The sequence below is a fragment of the Halobacillus shinanisalinarum genome (assembly GCF_022919835.1).
Taxonomy (GTDB): domain Bacteria; phylum Bacillota; class Bacilli; order Bacillales; family Halobacillaceae; genus Halobacillus_A; species Halobacillus_A shinanisalinarum.
Window position 1 is genome coordinate 4,291,155 of the sequence record NZ_CP095074.1, and the last position, 13,876, is coordinate 4,305,030.

General features: G+C 41.6%; 10 protein-coding genes. 9 read left to right on the forward strand and 1 reads right to left on the reverse strand.

From position 1 onward, the window contains the following. The first annotated feature begins 423 nt into the window (after positions 1-423). From MUO14_RS21290 to MUO14_RS21310, 5 genes are all read left to right on the forward strand, one after another. Positions 424-1,143: a FadR/GntR family transcriptional regulator gene (locus MUO14_RS21290; RefSeq protein WP_244752511.1), complete on the forward strand. Its 720-nt coding sequence runs from the start codon at positions 424-426 to the stop codon at positions 1,141-1,143. Positions 1,144-1,375: 232 nt separating this feature from the next. Continuing rightward, a complete protein-coding gene (locus MUO14_RS21295) occupies positions 1,376-3,154 on the forward strand; it encodes an L-lactate permease (protein ID WP_244752512.1) in 1,779 nt (592 codons plus the stop codon). A 51-nt stretch (positions 3,155-3,205) separates the two neighbouring features. Next, positions 3,206-3,931, forward strand: a complete 726-nt coding sequence (locus MUO14_RS21300) for a (Fe-S)-binding protein (protein ID WP_244752513.1) — start codon at positions 3,206-3,208, stop codon at positions 3,929-3,931. Beyond that, positions 3,931-5,361, forward strand: coding sequence for a LutB/LldF family L-lactate oxidation iron-sulfur protein (locus tag MUO14_RS21305; protein ID WP_244752514.1), 1,431 nt, complete (start codon positions 3,931-3,933; stop codon positions 5,359-5,361). Before MUO14_RS21300 ends, MUO14_RS21305 begins: the two co-directional genes overlap by 1 nt. Then, positions 5,358-6,080, forward strand: a complete 723-nt coding sequence (locus MUO14_RS21310; RefSeq protein ID WP_244752515.1) for a LutC/YkgG family protein — start codon at positions 5,358-5,360, stop codon at positions 6,078-6,080. Before MUO14_RS21305 ends, MUO14_RS21310 begins: the two co-directional genes overlap by 4 nt. A gap of 125 nt (positions 6,081-6,205) precedes the next feature. Here MUO14_RS21310 and MUO14_RS21315 read toward each other — a convergent pair whose 3' ends face one another. Continuing rightward, positions 6,206-7,090 carry a LysR family transcriptional regulator gene (locus MUO14_RS21315; protein WP_244752516.1) on the reverse strand — a complete coding sequence of 295 codons (885 nt, stop codon included), beginning with the start codon at positions 7,088-7,090 and terminating at the stop codon, positions 6,206-6,208. 272 nt (positions 7,091-7,362) lie between these two features. Between MUO14_RS21315 and MUO14_RS21320 the strand changes: the two genes are divergently transcribed. The 4 genes from MUO14_RS21320 to MUO14_RS21335 all read left to right on the forward strand — a co-directional run bounded on the left by MUO14_RS21320 (position 7,363) and on the right by MUO14_RS21335 (position 13,869). Next, positions 7,363-9,543, forward strand: a complete 2,181-nt coding sequence (locus MUO14_RS21320) for a malate synthase G (protein WP_244752517.1) — start codon at positions 7,363-7,365, stop codon at positions 9,541-9,543. 174 nt (positions 9,544-9,717) lie between these two features. Further along, positions 9,718-11,010 carry an FAD-binding oxidoreductase gene (locus tag MUO14_RS21325; protein ID WP_244752518.1) on the forward strand — a complete coding sequence of 431 codons (1,293 nt, stop codon included), beginning with the start codon at positions 9,718-9,720 and terminating at the stop codon, positions 11,008-11,010. 1 nt (position 11,011) lies between these two features. Then, a complete protein-coding gene (locus MUO14_RS21330) occupies positions 11,012-12,400 on the forward strand; it encodes a (Fe-S)-binding protein (protein WP_244752519.1) in 1,389 nt (462 codons plus the stop codon). A gap of 14 nt (positions 12,401-12,414) precedes the next feature. Continuing rightward, the gene (locus MUO14_RS21335; protein WP_244755713.1) at positions 12,415-13,869 is read left to right on the forward strand and encodes an FAD-linked oxidase C-terminal domain-containing protein; all 1,455 of its coding nucleotides are present in this window, start codon (positions 12,415-12,417) and stop codon (positions 13,867-13,869) included. The last annotated feature ends 7 nt before the right edge of the window (positions 13,870-13,876 follow it).

Here is a 13,876-nt window from a genome sequence, read left to right on the forward strand (position 1 = left end):
TATTGTTATTCACGGGGAAAGGTCAGAACGTTTCGAAAGGTAAATATCTTGTCCGTTGCAGCTGTAGGAAAACAATTGGGGCATAGGAATGAAATCATTCATTATAAACGTCGCAAAATTTTCCCTTATAGAGGATGTTCAAAAAGTCACAAATGATAAACATCGCATTTCTTCGTTGCTCGGTTTTTCCGGTCCCCAGTATGAAAAGGCATCCGCTGTGGTCCTCAAAACTTTCGCGCCTCGAGCTTCTTGCGACGCACAAGGAACGTGCTCGTGTCGACGTTTTCATTCGTCAACTTTTTGAACACACACTTATAGAACTTGATATGATGTACAAGAGAACATACTTTTCAGAATTACAGATTTGCCGCTGCCCGGCGCTTTCGATAAAATGGAAGTAATCAAGAGGACAGAGGTGTGCCAATGGCTTATAAACAAATCAAGACACGTAAAATATATGAAGAAGTGGCAGATGAATTATTAAATATGATCAAAATAGGCGATTTGAAGTCAGGAGATAAGCTTAATTCCGTTCAGCAGCTAGCGGAAGACTTTAGCGTAGGCAGATCGGCTATTCGTGAAGCATTAAGTGCCTTACGGGCAAAAGGAATTGTGGAAATGCGGCAGGGTGAGGGTACTTATATCCGTGAGTTTGATCCAAAAGTGCTTACGACATCCATAGCAAGTGCCACGATTCTAATGAGTGAAAAAGACATCCAAGATTTATTGGAAATTAGAAGGATCTTGGAACTAGGGAGTGTCAGCTCTGCAGTAGAGAACGCAATGGAGTCGGACATTAAGGCAATGGAGAAGGCACTTTCAGATATGCATAACGCCAGGGGGGATGAAGAGCTTGGGGAGAAAGCGGATCTGCGGTTTCATATGGCCATTGCAGAAGCTTCCCACAATCGCTTTCTGATTGATTTAATGGACAGTGTATCAGAAACGATGGTGGAAGCTATGTTTGAGACAAGACGCATTTGGTTGTATTCCCAGCAGAGGACGTTAGAGAAGATCTATCAACAGCATAATCAAATTTTTGAAGCCATTCAGTCAAGAGAATCGGCTAAAGCGCAAGAGTTAATGTTAAATCATTTGGCAGAAGTTGAACATACACTTCTTAAATACATCCCTCCCAAATAAAGAGACCTCCTTTAGTTGACATTACCCATAATAATCGCAGATGAGAGCTCCTAAAATGCTTAGTAAGGGGCTCTTTTTTCGCATTTTTAAAAGTCCGCCAGCTCACCATACTAATTTACTAGATTTCCTAACTATGCTAATTCCAACTTGCAAAGTGAAAGCGCTTTATATTACAATGATGAATATTCAACAGGTCATCTGATGACCATATCTATAAAAAGGGGGTTAACCTATGAGTATTGGGTATCTTGTACTGATTGCGCTCATACCAATACTATCAGTCTTTCTATTTTTAGTTATTCTGCGTTGGCCGGCAAAATGGGCCATGCCAATCTCTCTAGTTATTACTATAATCACAGCAAGTTTCATATGGAAGGTACCTGCAAATCAAGTTAGTGCTTCTGCAATAAAAGGCATGTTTACTGCTCTAGAAGTGGGCTTAATTGTATTTGGAGCTTTGTTACTTTTGAATACATTGAAAGAAAGCGGGGCTATTTATACGATCCGGTCGGGATTCACGGATATAACGGCAGATAGGCGGATTCAAGCGATCATAATTTGCTGGTTATTTGGATCATTTCTAGAAGGTGCAGCCGGCTGGGGGAGTCCAGCAACTATAGTCGCTCCATTACTTGTTGCCATCGGTTTCCCGGCACTAGGGGCAGTAATGGTAGCTCTCATGCTTCAGTCCACACCTGTTTCTTATGGGGCCATTGGGACACCGATATTAATAGGCGTGAACACAGGTTTGAAAGATTCAGAAATGGTTAATCAACATGTAAGTGAAGCGGGTATTGGTTTTATGGATTACATTGTCCAAATAGGTGGCCAGGTAGCAATTTTTCACGGAATAGTGGGAATCTTTATCCCCCTGTTTATTTCAGCTATGTTAACTCGTTTCTTTGGTAAAAATAAATCTATTAAAGAAGGCCTAGCTGTCTGGAAGTTTGCCCTGTTTGCGGGGGTCGCCTTTACCATTCCTTATGCAGTTGTTGCCAATTTACTTGGACCTGAATTTCCTTCATTAATCGGTGGTTTAGTTGGAATGGCTATTGTTATTCCAGCCGCTAAAAAAGGAGTCTTTATGCCAAAACAGGTGTGGGGCTTTGATAAGAAGGAAAATTGGGAAACTGATTGGGTAGGAAATCTAAAAATAAAAGAAGAGGAACCACAGCAGAAAGTCAGCACATTTGGCGCTTGGTTTCCCTATTTGCTGGTAGCTATTCTGCTGGTCATTACACGATTACCTTCCTTACCGTTTAGTAGTTGGTTGAAAGCTTGGGATATATCCTTGCCACAACTATTTGGAACTGGTATTACTGTATCTACACAACCATTAAATATTCCCGGCGTCGTATTTATTGTGGTATCTATTATAGCCGCCTTCCTATACAGGATGAAAGGATCTGAATACGGTATCGCAGTGAAGGACTCCTTTAAAACGGTCCTTAGTGCCATGGTGGCCCTTATATTCACAGTTCCTTTAGTGCAAATATTCATTAATTCAGATGTGAATGCGGCTGGCTTCAACAGTATGCCTTTAGTGTTAGCAGAGGGAATATCAGAGTTATTTGGAGACTATTACCCACTTGTCGCTCCTCTAATTGGTGCAATTGGTGCTTTTGTTGCAGGGAGTAATACGATAAGCAATATGATGTTTTCGTTGTTCCAATTTGGTGTGGGAGATTCCATTGGGGTTTCTCCAGGGACAATTGTTTCCCTTCAGGCTGTTGGTGGCGCAGCTGGGAATATGATTTGTGTACATAATGTAGTTGCTGCCTCGGCAGCTGCTGGATTAATGGGGAAAGAAGGCAGATTGATTCGAAGGTTGCTAATACCAATGTTTTTCTATGTAAGCTTTGCTGGGACTCTAGGATACGTCTACCTTAATGGCTTTGGCTTTAATGTAGGTACTTTTCTCCTGATAATTGTGGGAGGCTTAATAGCTGCTGCTATTGGAAAAGGAATGCACTTTAACAAAAACTCTAAAGATTTAGATATATCGGCTTAAGTACGTAAAATGTAAACGTTAGTGTGATCTAAAGGAAGAAGGGGATGCAGCATGAAAGTTTCATTATTTATTACATGTCTCGGTGATTTATTTTATGTGAATGCAGGGAAGGCAAGCGTAGAGCTACTAGAAAGACTAGGCTGTGAGGTTGATTTTCCAGAAACGCAAACGTGCTGTGGACAGCCAGCCTACAATAGCGGCTATCATGGGAATACAAAAGCAGCAGCTAAAAATATGATTAAAACGTTTGCACATTCGGACTATGTCGTCAGTCCTTCAGGGTCTTGTGCCTATATGTTCCATGAGTACGAAGAATTATTTGAAGGAGAACCAGAGTGGCGAGAAAAGGCAAAATCATTAAAAAAGAAAACGTTTGAGCTGACACAATTTTTGACAGAAGTTCTACAAGTAGAGGATGTTGGTGCTGAATTTAATGGTAAGGCCACCTATCACACATCGTGTCATATGACTCGTCTCCTTGGAGTAAAAGAAGCACCACTTAAGCTGTTGAGTCGTGTGAAAGGGTTGGAGCTTGAGGAGCTGCCGAACCGACAGGATTGCTGTGGATTCGGAGGAACATTTTCCGTGAAAATGGCAGCCATTTCAGAGCAAATGGTTGATGAAAAGATTAACCACATTGAAGAAACCGATGCCGATCTGTTAATTGGAGCGGATGGCGGCTGCTTAATGCAAATCGATGGCCGTCTGAAGCGAAAGAATAAGCCGGTAAAAGTAATGCATATAGCAGAAATTTTAAACAGTCGAGGTGAATCATAATGCCGATGCACGTAGGTGATAAGAATTTTTCAAATCGAATAGAAAAAGGTCTGGGTGACGATTTCATGCGTGGGGCTGTTCGGTCGGCCCAGGGGAGATTGCAGTCCAAACAGTTAAATGCGGCTGAAGAATTGGGTGATTGGGAAGAATGGCGGAGTCACGGACAGGAAATTCGCCAGCACACGATGGAAAATTTGGATTATTATTTGCAGCAGTTGAGTGAAAAGATAGCTGAGCTTGGCGGGCATGTCTATTTTGCCGAAACGGCAGAAGATGCCAACAACTATGTGCAAGGGGTCGTCAACGAAAAAGAAGCAAAAAAAGTCGTCAAGTCTAAATCGATGGTAACCGAAGAGATATCGTTAAATGAGGCATTGGAAGCAGAAGGGTGCGAGGTGGTTGAGTCGGACTTGGGAGAATATATCTTACAGCTTGACGAAAATGACCCACCATCACATATTGTCGCGCCGGCTTTGCATAAAAATAAGGAGCAAATCCGTGATGTTTTTAGAGATCGAAAGGGATATGACCAAACGGAAAAACCAGAAGAACTTACCTTATTCGCAAGAGAGCAGTTGAGAAAGGAGTTTTTATCGGCGGATATCGGAATAACAGGCTGTAACTTTGCTGTTGCTGAGTCGGGATCATTTGCCCTTGTCACGAATGAGGGAAACGCTCGGATGGTATCGACTCTGCCTGATACCCAAATTACAGTCATGGGGATGGAGCGGATCGTCCCAACCTGGGAAGAACTTGATGTGATGGTAAGTCTATTAACAAGAGCGGCTGTGGGTCAAAAACTAACAAGTTATGTTACCGCATTAACAGGCCCAAAAGGGGAAGAGGACGCAGACGGTCCAGAAGAATTTCATCTAGTCATCGTGGACAACGGCCGTTCCAAAATTTTAGGTACGGAATTCCAAGAATCTTTACACTGTATTCGTTGTGCTGCATGTGTTAATGTCTGCCCTGTTTATCGTCATGTAGGAGGTCATGCTTATGGTTCGATTTATCCGGGTCCTATAGGTGCCGTGCTTACTCCGTTACTTGGGGGATACGAAGATTATAAGGAATTACCCTATGCTTCCTCATTATGCGGTGCTTGCACAGATGTCTGTCCAGTGAAGATCCCTCTTCATGAGCAGTTGATTATGCATCGGAAAAATATCGTAGAAGAAGAGAATAAAACAGACTTTGGAGAGAGGTTGGCGATGAAGGGATTCAGCATGGGAACAGGTTCTTCTTCATTATACCGTTTGGGCACGAAATTAGCTCCTCTGCTCGTTACTCCTTTTGTAAAAGAAAAGAAGATCTCTAAAGGGCCCGGGCCGCTTAAAGCTTGGACAAACGTTCGAGAATTTCCTGCCCCGCAAAGAGAAAGATTCAGAGATTGGTATAAAAATCGGGAGAAAGGAGGGAAAAACAAATGACCAAAGGTACGATTCAAAATAAGGATATGTTTTTAAACAATATCGCAAGCAGGCTTGGTCGTGAACGGAAGAAGGCGGGTGTGACCAAGCCTGCGTGGAAGCACCAACCTCAATGGAGCGTACTTCAGGATAAGACTGAAGATGAACTTGTTGACGTTCTTGAACAGCAGTGCGGTGACATTCATACAGACTTTGTTCGAACGGATAGGAGTGGACTAGGAGAAGAGATTACGAAGGTGATGGAAAAATATCATCTTCGTTCGGCGGTTACCTGGGATGATCCACGTTTTGATACATTTGCATTGCGAAATAATCTGGAGGAGCTTCAAACCAACCGGGACATTGATGTGTTTACATGGGATGCACGGAACGGGGAGGAAAGTATAAGAAGAGCAGAGCAAGCCGACGTTGGAATTACGTTTAGTGACGCTACGCTGGCAGAGTCAGGCACCGTGGTGTTATTCAGTGACACTGGCAAAGGCCGTTCTGTCAGTTTGCTTCCTTCGACATATGTAGCTATTATCCCGAAAAGCACCATTGTACCAAGAATGTCGCAGGTTACAAGGGAGATTCATCAACGGATTGAAGGTGGGGAGCAGGTAGCCTCCTGTGTCAACTTCATTACCGGACCTAGTAACAGCGCTGACATAGAGATGAACAACGTCTATGGGGTGCACGGGCCGATACAAGCAACCTACATTGTGGTAGAGGATCAGTAATTATACATCTCACAATAAGAAAGAAGGCAAACCATTGTGTATGCAAGGTTTGCCTTCTATTTTTATGGGAAAAGACGCCATTTCATTTTTCGGAGTTTATGTTACAGCTTAAAGCACTAAGATCATTACTTTATAATAAATCCCTCTGCCATTGATATAAATTCACGGACACTGAAAGGTAAGTACTTGTTCTTCTTCCATACCATCGCTAATTCTAGGTTTATATTAGAGTTAGTTAATGGAATAGCTTTAATTTCTGGATTAGTAATCTTATGACAAATCCTACTTGGCAATAACGCAATCCCTAACTTTGCCTCTACCATTTCGATCATGAAGTCTTTTTGGGAGCTGTGACAGACGACTTTGGGCTCGAACCCGTTCTTGGCACACTCTTCCATAATCCGGTCATACAGGGTAAAGTCCTCTCGATATAAAATAAAAGGCTCTTTTTCTAATTTTGATAGATCGATTGATTTTTGTTCGGCTAAAGGGTTTTCGTTGTGGACAATAAGCATTAAAGGGTCTTTTATAACCCTGATTAATTCAAAGTTTTCTTTTTTAATAGGGATGTTGCAAATCAAACCAATATTCAATGATCCATCTTCTACTCCGCGCTTAATCTCCTTTGAACCTACCTCTGTTAAGTTGATTTCGACTAAGGGATACTCTTCTTTATAACGGCTGATAAGATTAGAGAAAAAAGCAGCTCCAATAATGGGAGGTATTCCTATTTTAATTTCTCCTTTTTTTAAATCCATAATATCTGTGAGCTCTGATGTTAAGTTAGAAAAGGCCTCAAGGACATCCTTAGCATTGGCTAAGACCGCTTTCCCAGCATCGGTTAATTCTAAATGCTTGGATCGATAAAACAGTGACACATCTAATTCCTCTTCTAAATTTTTGATTACTTTGCTTATGGAAGGTTGGGAAACGTGTAATGTAGACGCAGCCTTAGTAAAGCTCAAATGTCTAGCCACTTCAGAGAAATATTCTAAATGTCGAATATCCATGGTACCCCTCCTGTTTAGTTGTTGTCTGAAAAGTTAATTATAACCAAATAGAATAAGTGGCATTCTAAATATGTATTTCTGATATCTTGGTTTTTATTATAGTATAAGAGATGAAGGACGGATAGATGTAGTTCAAGACTTGCGCGACAATTTTGTAAGGGGTTTCAGTTGTCGGTGAATCGCAGGAATTTTAATAAGTTTAACACCTGCAGAAACTTCTCTAGAATTAAATCCTATCATTAAAAATATTCATTTGAAGGAGGAATTTACTTATGAAAGAATACGTACAGGTTGGTAATCTTCAAGTGTCCCCCGTATTATATGAATTTATTAATTCAGAGGCCATACCAGGAAGCGGGCTGACAGGTGAGCAGTTTTGGCATGAGTTAGGAGCTATCATACAAGATCTTGCACCTAAAAACAAGCAGTTGTTAGCCAAACGTGATGAGTTACAGAACAAAATAAATGAATGGCATAGAGAACATAAGCAAAACTTTAATCATGAAACTTATAAGTCGTTTTTGCAGCAAATTAACTATTTAGAGCCTCCTGCAGAAGGTGTCCAAATCACTACTGAACATGTAGATGAAGAAATTGCACATCAGGCAGGCCCTCAATTAGTGGTCCCAGTGAACAATGCTCGTTACGCGATCAACGCAGCAAATGCCCGCTGGGGAAGTCTTTATGATGCTCTTTACGGAACAGATGTGATCAGTGAAGAGAATGGAGCGGAAATCGGTGGATCTTACAACGCCATTCGGGGAGAAAGAGTCATTGCTTATGCTAAAGAGTTTCTTGATCAATCTGTGCCTTTAGAACAAGGGTCTCATAAAGATGTAGAAGCCTATTCAGTTATAAGTGGCAAATTGTCTGCGGCTTTAGAAAACGGAGCAGACGTTGGACTAAGTGATCATTCTCAGTTAGCCGGTTATACCAGTCAGCCCGAAAACCCCGATGCTCTGTTGTTTAAAAATAACGGAATACATTTTGAAATTCAAATTGACCCGCAAGATTCGATTGGAAAAACAGATAAGGCTGGGGTAAAAGATATTCTCGTCGAATCAGCTTTGACAACAATTATGGATTGTGAGGACTCCGTAGCCGCGGTTGATGCTGAGGATAAAGTACTCGTATATAGAAACTTGCTTGGTTTATTTAAAGGAGATTTATCTGCAACGATTACAAAAGGAGATAGAACTTTTACTAGAACATTGAATCCAGATCGCACGTATTCCTCCCCGGAAGGTGAAGAATATACGTTGTCTGGACGCTCGCTTATGTTTGTTCGCAACGTCGGTCATTTAATGACAACGGAAGCCGTGCTTGATCAGGATGGCCAAGAGGTTCCTGAAGGGATATTAGACACGGTCATAACAGGATTAGTCGGCAAGCACGATGTGTTAGGGAATGGCCAGCATCAAAATTCTACTCAGGGCTCAGTATATATCGTTAAACCAAAAATGCATGGTTCAGAGGAAGTCGCGTTTGCCAATGAGCTCTTTAATCGTACAGAAGACTTGCTGGGATTACAGCGTTATACCCTGAAAATTGGGGTTATGGATGAAGAGCGCCGAACCACTTTAAACTTAAAAGCTGCGATTAATGAAGTGAAAGAGCGAATTGTTTTTATTAATACAGGTTTCTTAGATCGAACTGGAGATGAAATTCACACCTCCATGGAAGCGGATGGACCAATGATCCGTAAAAATGACATGAAATCATCGAAGTGGCTTCAAGGCTACGAAAAGTCGAATGTAAAAGTAGGACTGGAAAGCGGCTTACAGGGCAGGGCTCAAATTGGTAAGGGGATGTGGGCGATGCCTAATATGATGGATGCCATGATGAAACAGAAAGGCGGTCATCTTGAAGCTGGCGCCAATACAGCCTGGGTGCCATCACCGACGGCAGCTACCTTGCACGCTTTACATTACCATCAGGTTGACGTTAGAGAGATCCAAAATAGCTTGTCCCAATCCTTAAGTGATCAGCAAGATGATATTCTAGAAATTCCGTTAGTCACTAATCCACAATGGAGTTCTGAAGAAATTCAAGAAGAACTGGATAACAATGCACAAGGAATTTTAGGATATGTTGTACGCTGGGTAGAGCAGGGTGTCGGTTGCTCTACGGTACCGGATATTAATAATATCGGGCTAATGGAAGACCGTGCCACCCTGAGAATCTCCAGTCAGCATATTGCTAATTGGCTTCACCACGGAGTTTGTACGAATGATCAGGTAATAGAAACATTACAGCGTATGGCTAAGGTAGTAGATGAACAAAATGCCTCTGATCCTGATTATAGGAACATGTCTACAGACTATGATAACTCTGTAGCCTTTCAAGCTGCTTGTGATTTAGTGTTTAAAGGATTAGACCAGCCAAGCGGATACACGGAGCCAATTCTGCACCGTCGACGTCTTGAAGCTAAAAGTCGTGTTCACGCTAAATAATGATAGGGAGGGTCACTTAACTCGAATAGAGTTAGTGGTCCTCTTAACCTAACGTATAGGATGCCGTACATATCTATTTTTTTAAATATAGTTTTTCGAATATTTAAACAAATTGTCGTTTTATAATGCTGCTTACGCACATCTTCATAAAGGCTTTCATAGGAGGCTATGGTAATGGAGTTAAAAGAATTATTGGATGAAACAGTCATCCCGAATAAAACGTTCGGCAATAATGGTTTATCTGTTGTGATACCAAAAAGTGAACAAGAGATTTCACAAGTACTAAAACTTGCTCATGAAGAAGGGAAAAAAGTTTCCATCATTAGTGGAGGGACTAAGCGGGGGTACGGGGGGTTAATTGAGGAATACGACTATTTACTTTCTTTGGCGAACTATAAAGGGATCGTTGAACATACTGTTGGTGATATGACGGTCACTGTAAGGCCTGGTACGACAATTGATGAATTGAAAAATTATCTTAAAGAGCACAATCAAATGGTTTCTATAGACCCAAACTGGCCTAAGGATTCTACAATCGGAGGAGTAATTGCAGCCAATGAAAGTGGACCCAAAAGGTTAAAGTACGGTTCCGCACGAGACTTGGTTATTGGGCTGCGCATTGTTTATCCGGATGGGAGTATCATTCGCACCGGCGGGAAAGTTGTAAAAAATGTCGCCGGCTATGATATGAATAAACTTTTTATTGGTTCAATGGGGACGTTAGGAGTCATTTCTGAAATAACATTGAAGTTACGTCCGACACCAAAGTATGAAAGCCTAGTGATTCTTTCTATGCAAAAGGATAGGCTTGAAGAATTAAGGTCATTTATTGTGGAGATCCAGGATTCTATGATAGAACCAGCTTCATTGGAGCTGCTAAATCCTGCACTATCGAATAAGTTACTTAATAGAAATGGATATCATCTATTAATCTCGTTTGAAGATGTTGAGCGTTCTGTTCATTATCAAGAAGACTGGGTGGAGCGTCACAAACCTAATGAAGCTAAGACCGAACATTTAACAGTAGAGGCGTCTAGAGAGTTTTGGAAGGAGTTCTCTTCGCTGGCCCCTAATGGCCTGCAAGACCAGGATGTTGAGGAATATGTTGAGGCGGTTCTTAAAATAGCGAGTAAAAACTTACTTGTGCTCGATATTATTGAGGAAACTGAAAGAATTCAGGAAAAATATCATGTGGAAATAGAGGCTCATGGGGGCGTGGGTCATGGAATAAGTCACCTCATTCTGAAAGGTGCTGAATCTAGTGTTAAGTCTTCGATATCTGATATACAGGACTTTACAAAACTGCAAAGTGGCTATGTAACCATCAAACACCTTCCACTTAAACTCAGATCTGAGTTAAGTGTGTGGGGAGAAACTCCTTCTTATTTCTTCCTGCTCCAAGGTATTAAGGCTAAAGTAGATCCCAATAATACCTTGAACTATAAGCGATTCATAGGGGGAATATAAGATGTTGGTAGAAAAAGTGAAAAATAATGAACCGGCTTGTTCGACCATCAGTTTAAGTAACTATTTCCCAGAGGATCACCCTGATGAGAATAAATGGGCAGATTGTGTCCACTGTGGGATGTGCTTGGAATCTTGTCCAACATATTTAGAAACGGGTCAGGAGCAGCACTCTCCAAGAGGACGTGTCCATTTAATTAAATCGGTTGCAGAGGGAAAGATTGGATTGAATGAACAATTCATGGATCCCGTTTTCCAATGTCTTGATTGTCGTGCTTGTACAACGGCTTGTCCGGCAGATGTAGACGTAGGAGGACTTATTGAAGAAGCAAGAGGGCAAGTCCGGCAAGCCATACCTCTGAAAGGGGTGAAAGGGGTTGTCAGCAAGTTTTTCTTGCAAGGTTTATTTCCACATAAAAACCGTTTGAATACGATTAGTGGACTTTTGAAATTTTATCAAACGAGTGGTCTTCAAAAAACTGTCCGTAAAACTGGGGCCATCCGCGTGATGCCTAATCACCTTGCTGAAATGGAATCGATCATGCCAGAAATAAAGAAATCGGTACAAAACAGATACAAGGATGTTGAAGTAATCCCTGCCAAAGGTGAGACAAAATCAAGAGTAGCCATGCTAACGGGATGTATTATGGATGTTATGTTCAGCGACATCAACCAGGCAACGATTAATGTTTTGACTCATAATGGCAGCGAAGTAGCCTTGCCTAAGAAACAGACTTGTTGTGGTGCACTGCATGTTCATGCAGGGGATCGTGATACGGGTAAAAAGCTAGCTAAGCAAAATATTGAAGCCTTCGGAGATGCAGATAAAGTCGTTGTCAATGCGGCTGGATGCGGATGTGCTTTAAAAGAGTATCCTGAATTGTTCAAGGATGATCCTGAATGGAAAGAGAAAGCGGAAGTATTTTCGACCAAGGTAGAGGATGTTTCTAAATACTTATTTGATAGCGGCTACGAAAAGCCAATGAGTACATTGAACAAAAGAATCACCTACCATGATGCTTGTCATTTAGCTCATGGTCAGGGGGTTCGTCATGAGCCACGTCAGCTTATTAATGATATACCTGGAGTAGAGTACATCGAACAGCCACATGCAGATGCATGTTGTGGCAGTGCAGGAATCTACAATATTACCAATCCTGAAATGGCAGGAGCCGTGTTAGAAAGAAAGATGGAAAATGTCCCTGAAGATGTCGAAATGATCTCGATGGGTAACCCAGGATGCATGTTGCAAATGGCCTTAGGTGTCCAAAAATACGGTAGGAAAGCAGAGATTGTTCATACAGTTCAACTGCTCGACTGGGCCTATCAGAAAGATCAAGAGAACGGCTATGCAAAAAATGAGAATGAAATGTTATCTGCTAGAGAGGGGTGAACTTATTGTTCTTAATAAATAAAAAAAAGAAGACTAGTGGTGATAAGCATATTGATCAACTTGCAAATATTGTAGGTGAAAAAGAAATTCTTTATAAAAAAGAAGATCTTTTATCTTATGACTGTGATGGATTTGTGATTGAAAAAGCTCTCCCAAAAGCAGTCGTCTTTCCAAAAAACACAGAGGAGGTTGCCTCTTTAGTTAAGTATTGTTCCGCAAGTCAGCTTCCGTTTCTGGCAAGAGGTGCCGGCACTGGTCTAAGCGGAGGAGCCACACCTTTAAATAAAGAAGTGATTATCAGCTTAGTAAAGATGAAAAAGTTGATTAGTGTAGATTATGAGAACAGGCAGGCCGTTGTTCAGCCAGGATTCGTGAATTTAAAATTGACAAACTCGATTTCTGACAAGGGTTACTATTATGCACCGGATCCATCAAGTCAATATGTGTGTACAATCGGTGGGAATGTTGCCGAAAATGCTGGAGGAGCCCATTGCTTAAAATATGGCGTAACTACCAACCACATAGTAGGACTTGAAGTAGTGCTTCCAAATGGTGAAATCATTGAGATTAGCGAAAATGGGGTCCCTGACAGTCCAGGTTATGATTTACTTGGGCTACTAACAGGTTCTGAAGGTACACTTGGAATTGTTACAAAGATCACGGTGCGTATTTTAAAAAGCCCGCAAGGTAAGCAAACCGTGCTCGCCTATTTTGACGATATTGAGGACGGAAGTCACGCTGTTTCAGATATTGTTTCTGCAGGTATCGTTCCCGCTGCACTTGAGATGATGGATAAAGTTGCCATTGAAGGCGTAGAAGCAGGCTCTTTTCCGGTAGGTCATCCTAAGGATATCGAAGCATTGCTACTTATTGAAGTCGATGGGATCAGTGCTGGTATAGATGAGCAAATTGAAGAGATATTAAAGGTTTGTCACAAGAGGAATGTTAGAGAGGTAAAAGTAGCACAAAGTGAGGAGGAGAGAGGTGCCTGGTGGGCTAATCGAAAAACAGGGTTTGGAGCGATGGGTGCCATATCACCAGATTATCTAGTGCAGGATGGGGTGATCCCGAGGAGTACATTACCTAAAGTATTAAGCAATATTTCGGAAATCAGTAAAGAGTATGGGTTGAGAATTGCTAACATTTTTCATGCCGGGGATGGTAATCTTCACCCTTTAATATTATTTGATGCAAGGGTTCCAGGTGAAACGGAGAAAGCCTTGAAAGCTGGAACTGCCTGTTTGAAAGCCTGTGCTGATGTTGGAGGCTCTATTACGGGGGAACATGGTGTGGGCATCGAAAAGAAAGAAGAAATGAGATTTATTTTCTCCGATGAAGAATTAGAGGCACAAACCCGGGTAAGAGAAGTGTTTAACCCGGGAAACCTGCTGAACCAAGGAAAGTTGTTCCCTACACCAAGCCGTTGTATGGATGTAAAAAAAATAGTGAAAGACACGGTGGCCCATTAGCCAAAGG